Genomic DNA, 18,349 nt, shown 5'->3' with positions numbered 1-18,349 from the left:
TGCCTCCTTGTTATAAAAGATTTTCATATTCTCGCGGCGTTGGAGCCGTGACGCCTGCCTCCAGCGTGAAGGTGATCCAGTTGTGCCAGTAGGGGTAGTAGTCCCAGATATTGCCGTCCTCGGTAAACAGTCCGAACTTGATCCCCTGCTCCTTTACAAGCCGGTGGCCTGCGATATATTCCGCGCCCTCGATTTCCCGCAGCACGAGGTCGGCAAAATTGAACGAGTCTCTCCAGCCTTCCATATTGCGGGTGTACGTTTTCGCGGCTTCTCCCGTCAGCCGGTAGTAGGAATACCCGCCGACGGCTTTCTCATTTTTGCGGGGGTGTAATACTTCCCCGCCGTGTTCTCCGGGGTTCCAGCAGGCGAGACAGAGCCGGATCTGGAGCCTGCGCTGCCGTTTGAGCAGGTCGTCGCTGCCCTCGGTCAGCTGCACGCAGACAGAAGGGATCGGGGCCCGCACGTTCGGCGGGAGCCGGTCTTTCCCCGGCGTGTAAAGAGGGAAGGCGGCAGGCTGCACATACTCCACGCCGTACTCCTTGTCGTTCTTGAAGTCGTCCGGGAGTTTGAGCTGGATCTGGCTGCACACGTTATCGTTCAGCCATGCCACCACCTTGTCAATGCTTTCCACCAGTAACATGCTGCACCTCCTTATCCGGTTCTGTTTTGGCGTAGCGCCACCTCAATGAGCCCCATGTCGGTGCCGGAGGTCGCCACGATCAGCTCCCTGCCGTCCACGTTCAGGAGTCGGCCCGGCTCCATATCGGCCGGAAAGTCGGACTCCTTACCCATGAGCAGCAGGTCAGCCTCCACAAGTCCGAGGATCTGGCCTTGTTTGAGCTTTACCAGCTGATCGTTGTCCACCACGACGGGGATCTCTTTCCCCTCTATGCGGTGGAGCTCTGCGAACTCGTCCGTGTTGAGGAATACGGCGTCGAGATCCTGCTGGATCTGGTCTTTGAAGCTCACAGGGTTATTCTCCCGACTTTTGGGCGGTTTTGGCCTTGGCCTTTGCCGCCTCGATCAGTTTAATTGCCTCACCTTTGCTCCGGCACTTGCTGGCGTCTACGCCATACGCTGCAGCAGTCTTGCGGAGCTCGGCCATTTTCATGTTGCTGAGGGCTTTTTCCTCTGCGGTTTCTTCCACATAGGCAGCGACGCCAGCTTTTACGAGCTCGGCCTCGCGCTCAACAGAGAGGGAAAAGGGGGCCGAGCGCTTCGTCATGGCTTCCACGACTCCGTTCACTTTCAGCCCATAGGTGCCTTTTATCATTCTGATCATGGTCTTACCTCCTTACTCCGGATCGGCAGCGCCCAGCTCCGGCGGGTTGTCGTCCTCGTCGTCGGACTCCACCTCGCTGCCGGGCGTTACCTCCACGGCCGTGATCGCCGCGATCAGGTCAGCCTTTTTCTTGCCCTTCGGTGTCACCCCCATGTCAGCCGCGAGCTTTTTCAGCTGGTTGTATTCCCAGCTCTCCAGCTCGGCCGCGTCGAGGTGGCCCGTAGTTTTGGCTGGTTCCTGCGGATCCTGATCTTCGTTTTCCTCCGGTTCCTGCTGCGCCTCCGGCGTTTTTGCTGTTACATAGGCGGCCACACCCAGACGGACGAGCCGGTCGGCCTGAGCGTCGTCGCACTCGAAGGGGCCGTCCTCCGGCATTTTGAGCGCGTGGCGCTTTACTCCGTGCGCGTCCGTGTAGGTAATACCGCAGCCGCCGCGGGTTACTCTAATTTTCTTCATGGTTTTGCTCCTTTCTGCCGGGTGGCTTATTCGCTCACTACTGTGGCGGTGATAAACGGGTTCTCATTGTTAGGCATACACAACGGCGCAGAGCTCAGAGTCAGCTCGCGGACGTTGTGCTTTGCGTCGCTGAGATACTTCGGCACGTCCACGCCGGTGTAGGTGTGGAACTCGCCGTCGGACTGCTCCACCTGAGTGATCGCGCCGTAAACGGTACGGCCAGCAGCAGGAGCGCCCACCGCGATCTTGCCCTTCGGGATAAAGGGCTTCACGGTGCCGTCCACTTCGGTGTAGGTGTCCTCGTAGCTCAAAACGTCCACCATGTGTCCCTTGACATTCAGGCGGCAGATCTTGGTCGCACCGGTCGGGAGCGCTTCGGGATCCACGCCGCCGATCTGGTAGTTGCGGTTGTCGAGCAGTTTCAGGATCCACTCGTTCGCCAGAATAATGTCGGCCACGTCAGGAGCCACGAGCACGTCGCTGGCAGGCAAGCCGCGGGAGGTCAGCATGGAGATCATGGCGGCCATGTCGCTGATCATCTGCTTGCCGGACGCCTCGGTGGTCGTCCAGTCAGCGGCCGGGGTGTAGATCGCCGGGTTGGTGCTGCCGTCATAATAGCGCACCTCGCGTTCCTCGAAGGTGTGCAGGTCGTCCACATACTCGTCCATAATGCAGCCGTTGGTGAAAATCACCTCGGCGGCCATGGCCTCCTTGCGGCGCTTGTTCATGCCGCGCAGCTCGTCGAGGTCGCCCAGCATAATGACGCCCTGCCTCTGCTGAGGCGTCAGGGTGGTGTAAAGCGCCTCCCCGAAGCCGCGCTTTTTCAGCTCGTCAACGGTGAGGGGACGCTTCGGCGCGATATAGGAAGGCGTGAAGCGCTTCATGGTGTAGCCGTCGCGCAGGATAGTGATCCCGCCCTTGCGGGGAGCGACGAACGGGGCCGCCTTCTTGTGGCCCTTCTTGTATTCCACCAGCACGTCGTCGGTGGCGAAAATGTCGGTCGCTGCGTTCGTGGGGAAGTAGCGATCCAGCAGGAAGGTGTGAAGCGGTGCCAGCTGCTTGACAGAAGCAAGCAGCGTGTGGGTGTCGTAGTAATTAAAAGCCATTTGTCTGTCCTCCTTCTTAGATTTCCACGGCGTCAGAGGTCAGGATCCCCGCGACGCGGAGCGCCTCTCTGTCTGCTGCCGTGATTTCGTAGCCCTCGGCCACAATCAGCCGGTTGGTGTTAAAGTGTCCGGTGCGGTAGGCGATACCGGGTACTGCTTCGCCCTCAGCGTCGCCGGTGTCCACGGGATCCGAGAGCACGGCGTTGGCCTTGCCGGTTGTTGCGGTGCTGATCTTCTCCATGCTGCCGTCAGCTCCGGCAGCCAGAAGCGTGCCGCGCTGGAGCTCGCCCTGCCCGGCTTTCAGCTTTACGCTGAACACGTCCGTGGGCGGGTACATGTCGGCGATCAGGTTGTCAGGGCCTACATAGCCCAGAGTTTCGTCCAGTCTCTTGCTCATTATTTCGCGCCTCCTTTGGTCTGATTGTAGGCAGCGACTACTGCCTGAATGTCGGCTGCGTCCTGCTCGGCCTGAGTGGTCGGAGCGCCGCCGTTAGGTGCTGCGCCTACTTCGGCTGCCTTCGAGGCTTTGCCGTCGGCCGCGTAGTTCGTGAGGAACTGCTGGCCCGCCGCTGCGCTCTGCTGCATAACGCGGAAGCAAAGTTCCTGAGCGGTGCAGGGCTTTTCGCCGTACTTGGCGTCGTGTACCATTTGCTGATCGGGGATAGAGGCCGCGATCGAGTCAATGGCAGCGAGGCGCTGGCGCTCGGCCGTCACCGCGTCGGTGGTCTGAGCCTGTGCTGCGTTCACCGCGGCCTGCTCGATCTGGCTTACCAGATCAGGCTCCTGAGCTTTCAGTTCGTCGAGTGTCATGTGGTTTTTTCCTCCTTCTGGTTTCGCCGCCTTATTGGTCGGCCTTTTATTTGCTGCCGGTCTTGCTGCCGGTTTAGCACTTTTTTGGATCGGGATAGTTCCCGGTACATTGTGCAGCCCTTCGACATTGTGGCGCACGCCATTGACAAAAAGGACTTTCCGATCGGAGCTCATGCTCATGTCGGGATCGTCCTCGTCCTCCTTGATAGCGTCCGCGAAGCCCTTGTCCAGAGCCTCCCGGCCGGTCATCCACGTTTCTTTTGTCATCATGCCGCGCAGGGTGTCCACTCCGAGGCCGGTCTTGCCGTTGTAGATTTCAGCGACGGCCCGCTCGCTGGCGTCCATGCCCTTGATCAGCTGCTTCATGTCCTGAATGTTCAGGGAGTCCCAGAGCACGACGCTTACACCGTGGATCATAACGAGGGATCCGGGGTACACGGTCACGGTGTCACCGGCGCACATAATCACGCTGGCGGCGCTGGCCGCGATACCTTCCACGACGACGTTCACCTCTCCGCTGAGTGCTTTCAGCGCGTTGTGGATTGCGATCCCGGTGTAGAGGTCGCCGCCGCAGCTGTTCAGCTTCACGGTGATGTGCCCTTTGTCCTTGACGGCCGCGAGATCCTCCATGAAGCCCTCCGGGGTGATGTAGAGGCCCGGCTCCGGTTCTCCCGTCCACCAGTCAACGGGCTGCTGGCTCATTACGTCGCCGTAGAGGGTGATCTCGCCCTCGTCCTCGCCGACGCTTGCCACGTTCCAGAACTTTGTCGCGGGTGGTGCCTGCGGGGCCGCTGCTGGGCCCATGCGTAGGCGGTTATGTTTTGTTCTCATTGGCTTGCCCTCCTATGGCTTGTTTTATTTGCTCCCTTATTACGAGGTCGCGTAGGGCCTGAGCGCCCCGTCTGCGGGCCGTTTCAGGGTTGTGCGGGTTATTGTCCCCCTCGGCCGGTTCTTCGCCTTCCTGCGGCCCCTCCGGGCTTTCCTCGTCCTGCCCGCCGGTGCCGCCTCCAGATTGGTGAGGATCCGGCGCTTGCCCGCCGAGCTTTTCGTTCTCGCGCTGGAGCTGTTCGACGTTGGCGTCCCACTGGCCGCCATTGAGGCGGATCGTGCTCTGCTCGTGGGTGGAATAGCCCATATGCACTAACTTTAATGCAAATCCATAAAATTTCTGTTATAATCAAACAGAGGTGAATTCTATGGATACAAATGATTTAATAAAATTACTGCCGTCAGGCTATGAACAGGCTTGTTTTGATAAGAAAGCGATTACAAGAAAACGAACGATAAAAAATCCGCTGGATTTACTGCGGCTGATCTTATTTTATCTTTCCGGCAATAAATCTCTGGTTGATGTCAGCCAGTTTGCTTTGTTAAGTGGTATTGGAAAGATCAGCGATGTTGCTTTTATGAAAAAATTTGTCCAGTGCAGGGACTGGATAAAATGGCTGGCGGAAAACATTCTCCCAAATCCAATTATGCATTATAAAAAGCCTGACTGGCTTAAAGCTTATCAGGTGCTTGCAGTGGACGCATCTGATATTGTGGAAAAAGGGGCTGTAAAAAGGCTGTGGCATCTGCACTATGCTGTAGATTTGTTTTCTCTGACCTGCAGCCAGTTTAGAATAACAGAACAGTCCACAGGGGAAAGCCTGAAAAATTTTTCATTTGACAAAGGCTGCCTGGTCATAGCGGACCGCGCATATGGCACAATAAAAAGCATAGAGCATTGTCTGAACGCAGAGGCTGATTTTATTATACGGCTCAAAAATAAGGCATTTAACCTGTATGATGACAGCGGGCAGAAGATAACACTCTCCAACTGGCTTGAGAGCGTTGGTGAAAGAGCTGCTGAATGCGTGGTATATATAAATGGGAGCGGTAAAAAGCGGATTCCATTGAGGATCTGCGCAATAAAGAAAACACAGGAAGAAATTGAGGAAGAAGCAAAGCGGTTAGAGCGTCTGGAAAGTAAAAAGCAGAAAAAATATAGTGAAGACACAAAATTTACTCACAGGTATATGTTTGTAATTACTTCTCTGCCGGCAGAGATTTCTGCGGAGAAGATTCTTGCCTGTTACCGTCTGCGCTGGCAGATTGAGCTTGTGTTTAAAAGAATGAAATCGTTGCTTCAATTAGGCAATATCCCGACGAAGACAGAAGAAGCTGGGGAGGTCTGGATTAATGGGAAAATCCTGCTGTCGCTTCTCACTGAAAAATATCTTGGGGATATTGATTTTTCCCCCTCTTGGAACATCCGAAGGGAACCGGAGTATATGGAGAGAGACCAAGCTGGTGTCATTTATAATTTTCATGATGATACTTCCAGATAAGGTGTCAATGTCTATTGACATTCTGGAACTTATAAAGATGTCATTTATTGAAAAACGAAGAAAAATCCGACAGCAGCTTATTCAAATATTGTTAAGTTAGTGCCTATGGTGGAATAGCCCTCGCTGCACGCGAGGATCTCCGCGGTGATTTCCTTCACCGGATCGAGCTGTCCCTGAGACGGGCCCAGCCATTCGCTACCGAGGTATGCGGCGCGGATTGCGGGGTTCGTGAAAAAGCCGGGCGCATAGATACGCCCACGGGCCACGGCCTCGCTCATCCAGATTTCATAGCACGGGCGGCAGAAGTCGTCGGCCAGCCATTCCCGGCGCATTTTGAACGCCTTCCACGCCTCCAGCAGAGCCGCACGGCTGGCGCTGTACGAGCTGTTGAACTGTTTCAGCAGCAGGTCGGCCGGGACTTCCAGAGCCGCGCCCACCTGAGCGCACATAGCAGTCACGAACTTGTCGAAGCTGCCGTTCGGGTGCGTCGGGTTTGCAAACTCCACGTCCTCGCCGGGTGCCATGATGTTGACTTGGCCTGGGCCCATGCTGTACTCGTTCGGGCCTCTTGGCTCGCCCGGCATGTCGGGATCCGTCTGGTTGAACGGGTTCTCGTCCGTCGGTGCCTGCGTCTTGATGAAGGCAGTATAAAACGACTCCACCACCGCAGCCATGAGCTCGGACTCTGTGTAGCGCCTGAGCTGGAGCAGCGGCTCGATCACCTGCGCGAGATAGCTCACGCCTCTGTACTGATCCGGCCGTTCGGTGTCAATGACGTGCAGCACGTTGGGGAGTCCGGTGTGTTCCTGATACGCCAGCACGCGGGCCCACGTCGTCGTCGGTGCCCCGATCTCGAAGGGGTATGTGCTGCGGATATGATAGGCCACCACCATGCCGTTTTTGTCCACCTCCACGCCGTCGTATATGGTGTTCCCGGTGTCTGTGTTCTTTCCGGTGGTGAAGGTTATCGAGCCTCCGGCACCGTAGCCGCCCGGTGTTGCGATCCGGTCGGACTCTATCAGGTGTACCCGCAGGGAGTAGGGGAGCAGCGGCGTGGTGTCGTATTGCTTAATAATGCCGATACAGTCGCCGGAGAGCAGCCACGACACAAGCGCGAGCTGCTGGAGCCCGTAGAAGTTGTTCATGCCCGTGGCGTCGCAGGCCCTTTTATCACCGGCCCAGAGTGTAAACTCCCTTTCGGTGATTTTCTGCCACGCCTCTGCCTGTTCTGGTGTGAGGCCCAGCACTTCGCGATCGATCCTGCTTTTCAAGCGCAGGCCGACGCCTACCACGTTTGTGCGGTTGGTCTTGATCGCGGAGGTGGCGACGGGCGCGGCCATGTATAACATGCGGGCCCGCTGCCTCATGGTAAAATTGTTAAAGTCTATATCTTCATGCGCGGATCCGCTCGGCGCGTTGAAGCCTTTCACGGCCCGCTTGCTCCAGCTGGCCCCGGCCTCGCCGTAGCCCTTGTTTTGTGGGCGCACGCTGTCGGGCAGATACATTCCCATTTTCTTGTCGTACCTGATTTTTCTCACCTCCTTGGCATGTAATAAAAAACGGCAGCAGCCGAAGGGGGAAAGGAGCGAAAACTCCCTCCGGCCGTGCCGTAGTAAAGCCGGGGATCCCGGCGTTTACCCGTTACCAGTCGCGGGGGACGACGCCCACCGCTCGCCGCGGGCTGCTGCCCGCCAGCTCTGCCTCCAGCTCCCGGATCCGGGCGCGGAGCTTTTCGATCATGTCCTGCACGTCTTTGAGTGCGGTGTTGTAGTGTTGCAGATTTCTGGAGCCGATCCCGTAGCTCTGGACGCCGTTTTTGTCCAGCATGTCGTCCTCGCGGGCCAGATAGCGATCCAGCCGCTTGCGCGTCTGTTCGAGCTCGGCCTGAATAACTTCGCGTGTTCGCCTCATGGCGTTGCCTCCTTACCATTCGTCAAAATATTGCGCCGCCGTGTTCGTCCGGCGCTGTCTCGGTGCTGCAGCTTTCTTCGGTTGCTGCGGATCCGGCATGTTTTTGAGCCTGCGCTCCACGGCCTCCATGTCCGGGTTGATGATACGAAAACCGCCCAGCGCATAGTTGCGGCAGTCGAGCGCCTCGTTTCGTTCGTGGCCGGGGATCTTCACCCACGCCCAGCTATTGCCGCGCTTGGTTTGGGTGAGCTCCAGCTTTTCAGACAGCAGGCCGTTGAAGTAATACGAGTCGTAGCCGTAGGACTCCCCGCGGGGGAAGTGGCAATACCTCGCGCCGGGTTCCTGCACCCGCACGCTTGACATGATCGACTCTTTGCCAGCGTCCACGCCGAAGGTGTAAAGCCAGCACCGGCCGATCACCTGCTGATCCACCACGATCTTGACTTTTGAAGGCGGTGTCACGAAGGGGATCCCGTCGCCGCCTTTGCCTTTGATAGCAAAGACGCGCTTGTTTTTCCTTTCCCGGCAGCGCAGGTACACCTCTTGGGTGTAGTGGCCGCCGGAGTCCACGCAGGTGATCGAGATCCGCAGCCCCCGCTTGCTGTCTTTGAAGCGGTAAACGTGGCCGATCACGTCGTCAAGCTGCTGCCACACGGCGTCGGTGTCCGGCTTTCCCATGATGTAGCCCTTTTTTATGCCCCATGTTTCGCCATAGTAGCCGTGGCCCACGACTTCGTACTCCAGCCGGTTGTCCTGCGTATCGACGCCGCACGTCAGGACGAGCACGCCCTCTGGCAGCTCCACCGGGGAGCCGTCGGCATTGGTGCCGTAGTCCTCCCGGCGGGCCAGCATGGTGTCCTCGTCGATTGTGCCGCCGCGATCCTCCCAGAGCTCGCCCAGCTTCGTGTTGTAGACGACTTTCAGCTTTTGCGGGTTGTCTTTGGCTTGGAGAAATTCAAGTATGATTTTCTCCCATGGTGTCCACGGCGACGAGAAGGCGTTCAGCCAGAAGGAGCGCACGCCGGTGGCGTATGCGTCCGGGTTCTCGGCGATCCACTTCGCAGGCTGCCGCCTCATGGTTTCCTCGTCGCTGATACAGCCACAATGCGGGCAGGCCCATGTGATCGGGCCGTCTATGCTGTAAACCTTTTTCCCGCGCACTTTTTTGACGGTGTGCTTGTAGTGGATCCGATCGAATATGATTTCGCCATACTCGCCGCACTCCGGGCACTGGTGGCACCAGCGCTCTTGTGTCCCTTTTTCGTAGCTGTCCGCGATATTGGACGCGCCTTTTATGGTCGGCGTTGATACCTCGACGGCCTTCGCGTTGTAGAACGTGGTCTGTCTGGCCTCAGCCAGAGCCCACGGATCGCCCTCGGTACCGGCGCTTATGGCCCAGCGGTCGCGCTCGTCGCCTATGATGTAGCGGCAGGGGGTAGAGGCCAGCGCCGAGGCGCTGTTGGAGCCGGTGATCGTGAGCATACCGCCGGGGAAGGACTTCTGGAGTATTGTGTTCCCGGAGTCTTTGGCCTTTACGTCCGAGACTTTTTCCCTCAGTGTCTTGCTGTCGCGTATCATGGGAGCGATACGGATCCGGGAGAACTTTCTGGCGTCCTCCAGTGTCGGTTGCACGAAAAGGATCGAGCCCGGATCTTGGTCGATAATGTACGCGATTATGTTCAATTCGAGCTCGGACTTTCCCACCTGAGAAGCTGCCACCATGACGATCTTGTGGACTTTTGGATCCGTGAACGCCTCCATGGGCTCCCGGAGGTATGGCGTCCGCGACGTGCGCCACGGGCCTGCCTCCGCTGAGGTTTCAGGCGACAAGCGGCGGTGTTTGTCGGCCCACTCTGCCACCGTTAATTCCTCCGGTGGCTTGAAGTTCTGGACGGCCGGGGCCATGGCAGCGTTGAGCTGCCTCGCGGCCTTTTTAGTCGTCGGCTTCATCTGCGAGTGCGTCGCCCCAGCCTTCGCGATCCCTTACCCGCCGCTTATATACTTCGGGATCGTATTGGTAGCCCGCGAGCTCGTTCAGGATTTTGTAACACTCGGCCCGGATAATGGCCGAGGCTTCGGCTGCGGTCTTTGCCTGCACAACGTCCATAGCAAGGCGGCCGGGCAGGGCCATGATCATGCTGCGGGTGGTGTAGACGAGATCGTTCGTCGCCGCCTCCACGTCCTCGCTGCGGTGCATTTTGCCCTCCAGCTCTTTGAGCTGCATTTCTGCGATCTTGGCCTTGCTCTGTTTGAGGTCAGCCTCAGCGCGGAGCTTGTCAGCCTCGGCCTTCACGGTGTCGGCCGGTTTGGCCTTGCTGTTTGCAAGCTCCCGCAGATAGTTGACGTATGCCTTTATGGTTTCCGGCAGAAAATAGCGCTCGCCCGGCGCTACGGTGTGGGTTTTGAATACTCCCTTTTTTGTCAGGTCGCGCACCCACTGAGGCGTCATGTCGAGGGTTTTCGCCACCTCGGCCACCTTGACATAGCCGGTCACTTCCTGCGCCGTTTCTTTCTTCGCTTGTGCCATGGCCTCGCCTCCTTTCCGTCGGGTATGCAAAGCAAAGTGGGGTGAAAAAAATTTTTCGCGTCTGCGAGTCTTTTGGGCTCGCAAGCACCGCAGGGCTTTTGCGGCCGTCACAGTACCTTGCGGCGGTCGGTCGGCTCGGCTCGGTCGTCGGGCCGGGCTTTGCGTGCCCTCGTGGGCCTCTCTGTGGCCCGCTGGCGGCCTTTGCTGTTGGTTGTGGGTTCTTCCTTGGCCTCGTGCCTTGGCGTCCTTGTATGGCCTCGTGGCGTGGCTCTGGTGGGTGCCCTTGGTGGGCTACCTCATGGCCTGCTCTATGTGGTGGTTGAAGCGCTCGCCCAGCTTGGTGTCAATCAGTTGCTCGATTGTCTCGCGGGCTCGGCCGTCTATCATTTGAGGCACGGACAGAGTGTGCACGGCCTCGATCGGCTTTCGCTCGTCCCCGCTCTTTTGGTATGGCAGCACCACGCCGCCGTTCCCTGCTGTCAGGAAGGTGTCGGAGCTCATGGCTGCCCGCTGGCCCTTGATGATTGTCGCCTTTACGGTGTAGGGCTTCGGCGGCTTTACCATGGCGACGGGTGAGCCGTTGCCTATCAGCTGGCCGGGGATCCTGATCGGGTTTTTCTGCTTGGCCGTGGGCGCTTGCTTCGGGCTCATTTTGAAGTGGATCGGCGTCAGCGTCCGGCCCTTATACTCCAGCGTGGCACCGTCCACGGAAACGCCAGCGACTCGGATCGAGGTATGCCCGCGGCTCGGCCTTTTGGCTGCCTCTTTTATGGCGGCCGTGTCTACGCCGTAGTGCTCGCGGATCCCCTTTGATACCCAGCCGGGCCCTCTGCTGGTGAAGTCGGACACGGTGCGCTTGATTGCTACCTCGCCGCCGTCCCGGAGCTTCTGGAGCCTTTTCGCCACCTCGCCGCCACCTGATAGCGACACGGAGAAGCTGCCCCGCGTATGCCTTGCCGGGCCTGCGTTGAATAGGTCGCTCATGCGGCTGGCCTCCTTTCTGGTGCATGTAAAAAGCCGCCCAGAGGCGTGAGAGCTCTCCAGACGACTTTCGCTGTTGTACAGACTACCACATGGGTTTATCCCCTTTTATCCCTTTTTATCCCCTTTTGTCCCCCGGACGGTCGGAGAGGGCAGAAAAAGAGCCCGCCTGAGCGCGTGTGCGCCCCGTGGCGGGCCTTTCTATTCTTCGGCGGGTGTTTGTGCCTTGTCTATTCTTGCGAGGCTTTGTAGGGCCGATCCGTGAATTTTGAATGTCCTTTTTAGGTATCGCTTTTCGTGTTCGTCGTAGTCTGCCTCATTTCCGTACAGCGCAGCGCTGATCGCCCACCACTTCGCGCCGTCGAGATACCGCATTTCTATGACGGTCTGCTCGTCGGGCTTCTCCATGAGGGCGATCATGGCCTCCAGCTCTTTGCGCTCCGCAGCCTCGGCCGCGATCATGTCCCGGATCTGCTGTTCGAGATCCAGCTTTTTGAGGACTTGCCGCTCGGTCTTGCTGGAGCCGTCGCCGCCTCCGCTTGGCAGGCCGGAGAGGTTCGGAGTGGAAGCGGAGCCCATGGTGGACTCCAGATACTCCAGCCGCTCGATCAGGTTGTCGATCCGGCGCTGATAGGTCGCGTAGTGCTCCAGCTTTTTCTTTACCTCGTCGGTTTCCTTTGGCTTCTTGGTCTGGCTCATGGGTTCCACCTCCTTTTTGCTGCTATTCCGCGAACATTTCCTCGAATTGCTCACGGGCCAGCTCCTTGCCTTTCCTGAATAGCCGGATCCCGGTCGTTTTGCCGGTGGTCTTAATGTACCGGCGCACGATTACGTCCACAAAGCCGGGCTCCATTTCCATGATATACGACGCTTGCCCGACACTCTCGGCCGCGATCAGCGTTGTGCCTGATCCTCCGAACGTGTCGAGCACTCCCTCAGCCCACTGGGTATTGTCCAGCAGCTTCTCCAGTATTTCGACGGGTTTCTGCGTCGGGTGCAGCTCATTCCCGGAGCGTGTGGCCTCCAGCACGTTGCCGTAGCCCTTGTGGTTATCCCACTTCGGTTTTGTCCGGTGTGCGAACATGACGAGCTCGTGCTGAGCCCGCCAGCCGTTCCCCATGCCGGGGCTTTTCTTATTCCAGACGATCATATTCCGCACGCCGAGGCCGGAGCCTTCCACGAGGTCGAATAAATACACCCACATGCGCCAGTCGGTGAAGATGTACGCCACCTTCACGTCAATGGCTCCGAGTATGGTTTTCATTAGCACCTGATAGCCGCGTGTTGAGAGGTTGTCGCTGCTGATCGTCGGCGTGGTGTAGCCGCCTTTCCCGTCCGATTGCTTCGTCCCTATGGAGCCGGTGGACTTCCCGGACTCTTGGAAGCCGCCGGAGCAGTAGGGCGGATCGGTCAGCAGGATCTCCGGGTGTGCGCCGTCCAGCAGCAGCTCCCGGTCTTTTTCGCTTGTGGCGTCGCCGCAGACGACACGGTGGCGGCCAAGGATCCAGAGGTCGCCCTTCTGAGTGATTACCTGATCGGGCTCCGGGGTGTCCGGTATTTCGTCCGGCTCTGTGAGGTCGTTATGTAGAGCCTCAGACAGTGCGGTGACGAGGTTTGCCACTTCGTCCTCGGTGTAGCCGGTCAGCTCCATGGGGATCTCGCCGGTGTCAATATCGGCCAGAATGTCGGCCAGCAGCTTGTTGTCCGTCTCGGCCAGCTCCGCGATCCGGTTGTCGGCCACCAGATCGGCGTATTCCTCGGCTTCGGTGGTGTAGTTCTGGTAGTCCACCGGTGCCTCCTTCACGCCTTCCAGCAGGGCAGCAGCGAGGCGGCCGTGGCCCTTTACTATGAAGCCGGAGCGCTTCGAGACGGTGATCGGCTGCCGCCAGCCGGTCTGCCTGATTATGCGGCCGAGTAGCTGGATCTGGCTGTCCGGGTGCTGGTTCGGGTTCTTCGGGTTCGGCACCAGCTTTGCCACGTCCACGATCGCGTCGTGGGCGCAGAATACCGGCACGCCGTCGGCCCATGCTTTCGGCTCTGCTTCTGTTTTATAGTCCATTGGCTGTCCCTCCTTTCGGTTTGTACGGCTTTTTGGCAAATTGAAGGATCCGCTCGCGCAGCTCCTTGTCTGTTTCGTCTGGTGCCCGGCTCAGCCCGTACTTTACGGCGATTTTGTCCAGCACTTCACCACGGGCCAGAAGGTTGAAGTCTTTTCGGATCCGGTTCATTACGCGCCGGGTGCGGTTCCAGCGGTGCAGCTTGCAGGCCAGTATAACGGCATTTGCCAGAAGTACGCAGCAGAGCATGAGCGAACACATGATACCCACATAGCCGAGGGCTACGCCCGGCCAGCTCCATGCCAGCCGCCCGCTCATTTTACAGAAAAGCAGCAGCAGGGCCGCCAGTGCTGCGATCACGGCCCACGCTCTGTCAAATATGCGGCTTGTGTTACTTCTTTCTTTCACGTTTTGCCCTCCTTCTTTGGGCCCGGTTCCCCTCCGGGTGCGGTGCGTTGTTTGGCTGGTACGGGCTTAAAAATCCAGCCTTGACGGCACACTCCGTACAGAGAAGTGACACGCCCTGCGCCGCTTGGAGCTTGTCGGCCTCCGGCATTTTCCAACACTTGCGGCCGCAGTTCGGGCAGGCGATTGGCACCCAGTCCGGGTGCTTGGCCTGCACGTCGCCGTTCAGGTTCTTGTCGAGCGGCAGGCAGAGGATCCCGCCCTTGTCGGTGTATTTCCTCGGCGTCAGGTCGAAGCCTTTTTCCCGGAGCTTTTCGCGGGTGTCGTTCTTGACTTCTTCCTGCACGACTTCGACGACTTCCACCTTGTCGAGATCCAGACAGAACACGCCCTGCGGCTCCCACTCCTTTGCCTTCCAGCGCTTCGTGAAGTCCTCCAGAGTGTCGTCGAGGCTCAGGCCCGCCTCGTTCTCCGTCTGCCAGATCGTCAGCATGACGGCCTCGTCGTCGGCGTCGTCCCAGCCAAAAAGGTGCCAGCTCTCGTGGTTGTCGTAGTCCCAGAGGGAGAAGTGGATCGTGTGGCCGTCGATCGGCCAGCCCGTGCCCTTTACGGTTCCTTTGATGATTTTCGGCTTGTAGTCCATGTGTTTGCCTCCTTTTTTGAAAAGCATTTGCTTTTTATGCTTTTATTTGCTTTCTTTTGGTTTACTTTGCTTTCCTGAATTTGTCCGGCGCGTTGCAGGTGCTCCAGTGGGGAACATAGCCCCAGCCGGTAGCTTCTGCCGGATCGTCCACCGGCTCGCAGCTTATCACGTCCCCGGCGGGCGTCACCAGCTTGGTGCTTCCTCCGGGCTTCGTGCGGTAGTTCACCGGCTTGGCGTCGCACGGCATTGAACGGCCGGAGCGGGTGCGGATCCAGACGATTGCCGCCCCGCAGCTCTTGCATGTGCTTCTATTCATGGCGTTTCCTCCTTACCATGTCCATGTGTCACGCTCCGGCAGGAATACCACCGGCACGTCCTTGTATTTCTTCATGTATTCCATGGGAGTGTCCGGTTCTCCGTCGAAGGCATTATACAGAGCGCTGCACAATTTCGGCCCGCAGTTGGCCCCCGGCTCAACGTCTTTCCAGAGTTTCCCGGTTTCGTCCTCGTAAACCGGGCGATCCCAGCTGTCACGGCCTTTATGCCTCAGCAGCAGCGCCTCCCAGTTCCAGAGTCCTTGTCTGCCCTTTGCAGGTATTGGCTCCGGCAGCTTCTTGACGTTCGCCAGCTTCCACGCATACCGGCCCGGCGTGTAGTCGCCGAGTGCCAGCTCGTCCGGGGAGAGTGTGGCGACGTACTCCGGCGTGATCCTGATACAGTCCACGAGCTCGCCGGTGGCGAGTATATAGCCCATGGGGAAGGCTTCGGGGCCGTCGATTATTTCCGGCAGCTCCAGCCGCCTGCAGATTACTTCCCGCGCTTCGTCGTTCATATAGAGGTCGCTCCATGTGTGCTGTATGGCCTTCATGGCCGAGTGGATCGCGAGCGGGCCCCGGTATTTTGTGGCCCAGCTCCGCGTCTCGTTTTCTTTGATACCGGCAGCCAGAGCTCCGGCCCATGGCTGCCATACCGTGATTGTTTTCATTATCTCGCCTCCTTGATGATTGCCCGGCTTTCTACTCCGATCTTGTGGAATAAGGTGTCGTTCAGCCGTCTGTTGAACTCTGCGACGATTTCCTCGTCTGTGAAGTCTTTCAGCTTTGCGTCATGGCGCGACTTGTACCACTCGGAGTCCGGCATGTTTTCATAATAGGAGATCCCCTGTTCGTCGAGTACCCTTTGTTCCGGGTAGTTTCCGCGGCTCTTGTATGCCTCCCACTCAGCGAGGAAAAAGCCCACCGTGACTTCCTTTTTCCCGTCGTAGAAGTCGCGGATCATTCTCACCCGGACGACGCGGCTCAGGCGTTCCTCACTTATTACCTTCACAATGCCATAATCAAAAAATTCCATTTACCCCTCGCTTTCTGCCGTCCAGACGATTGCGGAGCGCCCCGTCACGCTGCACGCCCGCTTTCCGGCGTTCTTGATTTTTCCTGCTGCCTGCGCTTTGGTGAGGATCGGGCCCACGTCGCTGCGGCTCACCTGCTGCCCCCGGTCGGAGAGGGTGGCCGCGATTTCGTTTGCCGTCAGGGGCTCGCTCTTTATCAGATCCAGCACCATGTCCCGGAGGCTCTGGCCCTTATCCGGGCTGCGCCAGATAACGAGGGCAGAGGGGAAGGGAGCGGAGCAGGGCCGCCCCTTGGCGTCTGTGGTCGGGTTGCCGTCCTCGTCCGTGAATGTGAGCCGCCCGCGTAGGAAGCGCACCTCGTCGGCTTTTCCATGGAATACATAGTCGTGGAAATAGGCCGTGTCCGTTCTGGCCGGTATGAGCATAACAACGACGGTACCGGGCTTCTGGCTTTCCTCGTAGCCCTTGCGTACCCACTCGCCGATCTGCCGCCCGTATGGAGGATTGCAGAACACGCAGCACCCCCCCAATCGGCTTTCAGGCCGTCGTCGGTCGGTGTGAAATATCTCGCGCACTTGGCGCTCTTTGTGGTTGCTGCCGGATCGAGGTCAAAATGGAACTCTTGATCCAGCTCCTTGAAAAAGTCGGCCGGAGTACACCAGTCCAGCTTTTTACTGCTTAATAATGCGTCATTCATGTGTTTACTCCTTTCGGTTGAAACGGCACGTCTCCACCTTGGTAAATATAGCTACATGCCGTCCCGTTATTTATAAATGTGGGGTGTACCTCGCGGCTCCCGTCTGATCGTTTTCTTGATATTTGCGGCACTTTCAGGAAGTTCTCGCCGTTAATGGTTACAGTTTCCGGCCGCGCCTGCTTGTTTGTGTATTCCCAGTCGCTCACTCGTTCACCTCCCGATACTCGGCGGCTTCGACGCCCTCCAGCAGTTTGAGCACTCCGGCGATATATTGCACCCGGTAGGGCTCCAGCTCGGCCAGCTTCATGTGCTTGTGGCCGTATATGTCCTTCATGTCGCGCCATACTTCCCATGGCACCCGGAAAAAGTCTTGCAGGCCCACGCTCACCAGAATGAAGGCAGCAGCGCCGAGGCGGTGGTGTTCGGTCAGGCTTGCCACCTGCTCGTCGGTGAGGCGGCTCTGCTCGATCCGGTCGCTGTCGGTGTGCTTCGCCTCGAATACTACGGCGCGGCCTCCGGTGAGGGTGCCCTTAAAATCAGGCTGTCCGGCTTTGATGTAGCAGGCAAGGAACTGGCCCTGCCGGTTTGGCGGTCGGAGAGGGCGCATAGGCTCCGGTGTCTTTTCGACGTAGGCCACGCCCTTGTCTTTGTACCAGTTCAGGCTCGCGGCGATCAGGTTCTCGAAGTGTTCCCCGGCCCGCTTGCTCTGGAGCCCGCGCTGGCTTCGTTGCACATTTGCGAGAGCGGTCGCTGCTGTCGGATCCGGGTAGCCCTCGCGGTTTTTCCCCGGTATCGTGTCCCAGCTCATTGATCCGCCTCCAGCGTTATGTCATGCCCGCGGTGGCGTCTGAGCTGGATCGCCAGATCCACGACGGCCTCGCCGGAGATCCGCACGGTGGTGGACTCCATGGCCGCGACGCCGTTCAGGTTGCCGACGTGGGAGGGGAGGACGATCAGCGCGTCGCCCAGCTCGGTGTCCCGGTTTTCGCCGGTTTTGTCCCGGTAAACGTCCGCAGCGTCCCGGACGGGGATCCCGTGTTCCTCAGCGTAGGCGATCTCGGCTTTCATACCTTCACTCGGATTGTCGATCCCGTACACCCAGAGCTCGTCGCACATGCTCAGCAGCGAGATCCCCATGTCCATGCCGACGGCCCGATCCTGCGGGTTGGTGTCGTCGAGGAACTGCGTGCAGTAGACGTGCGGCGCGATTGGCAACACGTCCGGCCAGAGCTCCGCAGCTTCTCGGCAGTAGCCCTGCGCCTTGATGATGTTTTTCTCCATTTCTCCCCGGCATGGGGAGCATATATAAACAAGTCTGTCTCTCATGTTTTTGCTCCTTTCCAGCTGATCCTCCAGCGTATTTTCTCGCCCTCCGGGTATTTCTCCGGTAGCGAGCGCCTCCTTGCTGGAGTGTCCCAGCCATTTGCTCGTTTTTTTGCTTTTCCCTCTGCTACGAAGCCAGCGGCTCGGAGGCTTGCGCCGCTTTCCTCTGGTAGCGTGTAGGTTATTACTGATTTGTAGCCCATAGCCTTGCAGGCTCTCGCGGCTGCGCCGTATAACATGCTGTTGGCGTTTGGTTTGCCTTCCAGCACACACACCCGAAGCACCTCGGCCGTGTGGCCATCGTCCATGTGTCGGGCGGTCGGCCTTCCCACTATGCAGACGCCGATCAGCTCGCCGTCCTCAGTCAGTCCTATGCTGAACTTGTGGCCCTGTGGTGCTGTGCTGTGCCGGTGGTTCTCAGATACGAACGCCTGCGCCTGCCTGAGCGTGATCGGTGTTAGTTCCATAGCCGA

Annotated in this window: 26 protein-coding genes and 1 pseudogene; 1 reads left to right on the top strand and 26 read right to left on the bottom strand. The window is 58.5% G+C overall.

Annotated elements, in window-relative coordinates:
* Positions 1–10: 10 nt before the first annotated feature.
* From AC6I2O_RS02080 to AC6I2O_RS02045, 8 genes are read right to left on the bottom strand one after another with little or no spacing between them, the layout of a single operon-like run.
* Positions 11–640, bottom strand: a complete 630-nt coding sequence (locus AC6I2O_RS02080) for a hypothetical protein (protein ID WP_497741666.1) — start codon at positions 638–640, stop codon at positions 11–13.
* Positions 641–651: 11 nt separating this feature from the next.
* On the bottom strand, positions 652–969 hold the full coding sequence (locus tag AC6I2O_RS02075) for a hypothetical protein (protein WP_497741665.1): 318 nt from the start codon (positions 967–969) through the stop codon (positions 652–654).
* 4 nt (positions 970–973) lie between these two features.
* A complete protein-coding gene (locus tag AC6I2O_RS02070; RefSeq protein WP_497741664.1) occupies positions 974–1,282 on the bottom strand; it encodes a response regulator receiver protein in 309 nt (102 codons plus the stop codon).
* 12 nt (positions 1,283–1,294) lie between these two features.
* Positions 1,295–1,738 (bottom strand): hypothetical protein, encoded by a 444-nt coding sequence (locus AC6I2O_RS02065; protein ID WP_497741663.1) that lies wholly within the window; start codon positions 1,736–1,738, stop codon positions 1,295–1,297.
* A 26-nt stretch (positions 1,739–1,764) separates the two neighbouring features.
* Positions 1,765–2,844, bottom strand: a complete 1,080-nt coding sequence (locus tag AC6I2O_RS02060) for a major capsid protein (RefSeq protein WP_497741661.1) — start codon at positions 2,842–2,844, stop codon at positions 1,765–1,767.
* A 16-nt stretch (positions 2,845–2,860) separates the two neighbouring features.
* A complete protein-coding gene (locus tag AC6I2O_RS02055; protein ID WP_497741660.1) occupies positions 2,861–3,241 on the bottom strand; it encodes a head decoration protein in 381 nt (126 codons plus the stop codon).
* Positions 3,241–4,485, bottom strand: coding sequence for a head maturation protease, ClpP-related (locus tag AC6I2O_RS02050; protein WP_497741659.1), 1,245 nt, complete (start codon positions 4,483–4,485; stop codon positions 3,241–3,243). Before AC6I2O_RS02050 ends, AC6I2O_RS02055 begins: the two co-directional genes overlap by 1 nt.
* Positions 4,469–4,789, bottom strand: a complete 321-nt coding sequence (locus tag AC6I2O_RS02045) for a hypothetical protein (protein ID WP_497741658.1) — start codon at positions 4,787–4,789, stop codon at positions 4,469–4,471. The genes AC6I2O_RS02050 and AC6I2O_RS02045 overlap by 17 nt, the downstream gene beginning before the upstream one ends.
* A 61-nt stretch (positions 4,790–4,850) precedes the next feature.
* Between AC6I2O_RS02045 and AC6I2O_RS02040 the strand changes: the two genes are divergently transcribed.
* Positions 4,851–5,984 (top strand): IS4 family transposase, encoded by a 1,134-nt coding sequence (locus AC6I2O_RS02040; RefSeq protein ID WP_172510146.1) that lies wholly within the window; start codon positions 4,851–4,853, stop codon positions 5,982–5,984.
* Between the two features lie 77 nt (positions 5,985–6,061).
* On the opposite strand, the gene AC6I2O_RS02035 is transcribed toward AC6I2O_RS02040, so the two are convergent.
* From AC6I2O_RS02035 to AC6I2O_RS01950, 18 genes and pseudogenes are all read right to left on the bottom strand, one after another.
* On the bottom strand, positions 6,062–7,495 hold the full coding sequence (locus AC6I2O_RS02035; protein ID WP_497741657.1) for a phage portal protein: 1,434 nt from the start codon (positions 7,493–7,495) through the stop codon (positions 6,062–6,064).
* A 130-nt stretch (positions 7,496–7,625) separates the two neighbouring features.
* On the bottom strand, positions 7,626–7,895 hold the full coding sequence (locus tag AC6I2O_RS02030; protein ID WP_497741655.1) for a DUF6148 family protein: 270 nt from the start codon (positions 7,893–7,895) through the stop codon (positions 7,626–7,628).
* 12 nt (positions 7,896–7,907) lie between these two features.
* The gene (locus tag AC6I2O_RS02025) at positions 7,908–9,845 is read right to left on the bottom strand and encodes a phage terminase large subunit family protein (protein ID WP_497741654.1); all 1,938 of its coding nucleotides are present in this window, start codon (positions 9,843–9,845) and stop codon (positions 7,908–7,910) included.
* The gene (locus tag AC6I2O_RS02020) at positions 9,829–10,422 is read right to left on the bottom strand and encodes a protoporphyrinogen oxidase (protein WP_497741653.1); all 594 of its coding nucleotides are present in this window, start codon (positions 10,420–10,422) and stop codon (positions 9,829–9,831) included. Before AC6I2O_RS02020 ends, AC6I2O_RS02025 begins: the two co-directional genes overlap by 17 nt.
* A 291-nt stretch (positions 10,423–10,713) precedes the next feature.
* Positions 10,714–11,406 carry a hypothetical protein gene (locus AC6I2O_RS02015; protein WP_497741652.1) on the bottom strand — a complete coding sequence of 231 codons (693 nt, stop codon included), beginning with the start codon at positions 11,404–11,406 and terminating at the stop codon, positions 10,714–10,716.
* 198 nt (positions 11,407–11,604) lie between these two features.
* The gene (locus tag AC6I2O_RS02010; protein WP_497741651.1) at positions 11,605–12,102 is read right to left on the bottom strand and encodes a DUF1492 domain-containing protein; all 498 of its coding nucleotides are present in this window, start codon (positions 12,100–12,102) and stop codon (positions 11,605–11,607) included.
* Positions 12,103–12,124: 22 nt separating this feature from the next.
* On the bottom strand, positions 12,125–13,462 hold the full coding sequence (locus AC6I2O_RS02005; RefSeq protein WP_497741650.1) for a site-specific DNA-methyltransferase: 1,338 nt from the start codon (positions 13,460–13,462) through the stop codon (positions 12,125–12,127).
* Positions 13,452–13,868 (bottom strand): hypothetical protein, encoded by a 417-nt coding sequence (locus AC6I2O_RS02000; protein ID WP_497741649.1) that lies wholly within the window; start codon positions 13,866–13,868, stop codon positions 13,452–13,454. Before AC6I2O_RS02000 ends, AC6I2O_RS02005 begins: the two co-directional genes overlap by 11 nt.
* Entirely contained in the window at positions 13,852–14,508 is a 657-nt protein-coding gene (locus AC6I2O_RS01995; protein WP_497741648.1) for a hypothetical protein, read from the bottom strand. Before AC6I2O_RS01995 ends, AC6I2O_RS02000 begins: the two co-directional genes overlap by 17 nt.
* A gap of 61 nt (positions 14,509–14,569) precedes the next feature.
* Positions 14,570–14,824: a hypothetical protein gene (locus AC6I2O_RS01990; protein WP_497741647.1), complete on the bottom strand. Its 255-nt coding sequence runs from the start codon at positions 14,822–14,824 to the stop codon at positions 14,570–14,572.
* Positions 14,825–14,836: 12 nt separating this feature from the next.
* Positions 14,837–15,493: an ASCH domain-containing protein gene (locus AC6I2O_RS01985; RefSeq protein WP_497741646.1), complete on the bottom strand. Its 657-nt coding sequence runs from the start codon at positions 15,491–15,493 to the stop codon at positions 14,837–14,839.
* Entirely contained in the window at positions 15,493–15,858 is a 366-nt protein-coding gene (locus AC6I2O_RS01980) for a hypothetical protein (protein WP_497741645.1), read from the bottom strand. Before AC6I2O_RS01980 ends, AC6I2O_RS01985 begins: the two co-directional genes overlap by 1 nt.
* A complete protein-coding gene (locus tag AC6I2O_RS01975) occupies positions 15,859–16,068 on the bottom strand; it encodes a hypothetical protein (protein WP_497742506.1) in 210 nt (69 codons plus the stop codon).
* 132 nt (positions 16,069–16,200) lie between these two features.
* A pseudogene (locus AC6I2O_RS01970) lies at positions 16,201–16,553 on the bottom strand (DNA N-6-adenine-methyltransferase); the annotation flags it as partial.
* Positions 16,550–16,759, bottom strand: a complete 210-nt coding sequence (locus AC6I2O_RS01965) for a hypothetical protein (protein WP_497741644.1) — start codon at positions 16,757–16,759, stop codon at positions 16,550–16,552. The pseudogene AC6I2O_RS01970 and the gene AC6I2O_RS01965, both read right to left, overlap by 4 nt.
* A complete protein-coding gene (locus AC6I2O_RS01960; RefSeq protein WP_497741643.1) occupies positions 16,756–17,361 on the bottom strand; it encodes a Holliday junction resolvase RecU in 606 nt (201 codons plus the stop codon). Before AC6I2O_RS01960 ends, AC6I2O_RS01965 begins: the two co-directional genes overlap by 4 nt.
* Positions 17,358–17,879 (bottom strand): DUF7768 domain-containing protein, encoded by a 522-nt coding sequence (locus AC6I2O_RS01955; protein WP_497741642.1) that lies wholly within the window; start codon positions 17,877–17,879, stop codon positions 17,358–17,360. The genes AC6I2O_RS01960 and AC6I2O_RS01955 overlap by 4 nt, the downstream gene beginning before the upstream one ends.
* The gene (locus AC6I2O_RS01950; protein ID WP_497741641.1) at positions 17,876–18,343 is read right to left on the bottom strand and encodes an XF1762 family protein; all 468 of its coding nucleotides are present in this window, start codon (positions 18,341–18,343) and stop codon (positions 17,876–17,878) included. Before AC6I2O_RS01950 ends, AC6I2O_RS01955 begins: the two co-directional genes overlap by 4 nt.
* Between the last annotated feature and the right edge of the window lie 6 nt (positions 18,344–18,349).

Source organism: Blautia sp. St.27G3, from assembly GCF_059728505.1.
Note: the sequence above shows the minus strand (reverse complement) of the source record. Positions and strands in the feature narration are given on the sequence as shown.

What these genes read in the sequence shown, in the direction of transcription:
- AC6I2O_RS02070 (WP_497741664.1), bottom strand. Translation starts at nt 1,282, where the DNA reads ATGATCAGAATGATAAAAGGCACCTATGGGCTGAAAGTGAACGGAGTC.
- AC6I2O_RS01955 (WP_497741642.1), bottom strand. Translation starts at nt 17,879, where the DNA reads ATGAGAGACAGACTTGTTTATATATGCTCCCCATGCCGGGGAGAAATG.
- AC6I2O_RS02005 (WP_497741650.1), bottom strand. Translation starts at nt 13,462, where the DNA reads ATGGACTATAAAACAGAAGCAGAGCCGAAAGCATGGGCCGACGGCGTG.
- AC6I2O_RS01950 (WP_497741641.1), bottom strand. Translation starts at nt 18,343, where the DNA reads ATGGAACTAACACCGATCACGCTCAGGCAGGCGCAGGCGTTCGTATCT.
- AC6I2O_RS02055 (WP_497741660.1), bottom strand. Translation starts at nt 3,241, where the DNA reads ATGAGCAAGAGACTGGACGAAACTCTGGGCTATGTAGGCCCTGACAAC.
- AC6I2O_RS01990 (WP_497741647.1), bottom strand. Translation starts at nt 14,824, where the DNA reads ATGAATAGAAGCACATGCAAGAGCTGCGGGGCGGCAATCGTCTGGATC.
- AC6I2O_RS02030 (WP_497741655.1), bottom strand. Translation starts at nt 7,895, where the DNA reads ATGAGGCGAACACGCGAAGTTATTCAGGCCGAGCTCGAACAGACGCGC.
- AC6I2O_RS02045 (WP_497741658.1), bottom strand. Translation starts at nt 4,789, where the DNA reads ATGGGCTATTCCACCCACGAGCAGAGCACGATCCGCCTCAATGGCGGC.
- AC6I2O_RS02020 (WP_497741653.1), bottom strand. Translation starts at nt 10,422, where the DNA reads ATGGCACAAGCGAAGAAAGAAACGGCGCAGGAAGTGACCGGCTATGTC.
- AC6I2O_RS01980 (WP_497741645.1), bottom strand. Translation starts at nt 15,858, where the DNA reads ATGGAATTTTTTGATTATGGCATTGTGAAGGTAATAAGTGAGGAACGC.
- AC6I2O_RS02010 (WP_497741651.1), bottom strand. Translation starts at nt 12,102, where the DNA reads ATGAGCCAGACCAAGAAGCCAAAGGAAACCGACGAGGTAAAGAAAAAG.
- AC6I2O_RS02015 (WP_497741652.1), bottom strand. Translation starts at nt 11,406, where the DNA reads ATGAGCGACCTATTCAACGCAGGCCCGGCAAGGCATACGCGGGGCAGC.
- AC6I2O_RS02035 (WP_497741657.1), bottom strand. Translation starts at nt 7,495, where the DNA reads ATGGGAATGTATCTGCCCGACAGCGTGCGCCCACAAAACAAGGGCTAC.
- AC6I2O_RS01960 (WP_497741643.1), bottom strand. Translation starts at nt 17,361, where the DNA reads ATGAGCTGGGACACGATACCGGGGAAAAACCGCGAGGGCTACCCGGAT.
- AC6I2O_RS01985 (WP_497741646.1), bottom strand. Translation starts at nt 15,493, where the DNA reads ATGAAAACAATCACGGTATGGCAGCCATGGGCCGGAGCTCTGGCTGCC.
- AC6I2O_RS02040 (WP_172510146.1), top strand. Translation starts at nt 4,851, where the DNA reads ATGGATACAAATGATTTAATAAAATTACTGCCGTCAGGCTATGAACAG.
- AC6I2O_RS02050 (WP_497741659.1), bottom strand. Translation starts at nt 4,485, where the DNA reads ATGAGAACAAAACATAACCGCCTACGCATGGGCCCAGCAGCGGCCCCG.
- AC6I2O_RS02025 (WP_497741654.1), bottom strand. Translation starts at nt 9,845, where the DNA reads ATGAAGCCGACGACTAAAAAGGCCGCGAGGCAGCTCAACGCTGCCATG.
- AC6I2O_RS01995 (WP_497741648.1), bottom strand. Translation starts at nt 14,508, where the DNA reads ATGGACTACAAGCCGAAAATCATCAAAGGAACCGTAAAGGGCACGGGC.
- AC6I2O_RS02080 (WP_497741666.1), bottom strand. Translation starts at nt 640, where the DNA reads ATGTTACTGGTGGAAAGCATTGACAAGGTGGTGGCATGGCTGAACGAT.
- AC6I2O_RS01975 (WP_497742506.1), bottom strand. Translation starts at nt 16,068, where the DNA reads ATGGTGCTGGATCTGATAAAGAGCGAGCCCCTGACGGCAAACGAAATC.
- AC6I2O_RS02060 (WP_497741661.1), bottom strand. Translation starts at nt 2,844, where the DNA reads ATGGCTTTTAATTACTACGACACCCACACGCTGCTTGCTTCTGTCAAG.
- AC6I2O_RS02065 (WP_497741663.1), bottom strand. Translation starts at nt 1,738, where the DNA reads ATGAAGAAAATTAGAGTAACCCGCGGCGGCTGCGGTATTACCTACACG.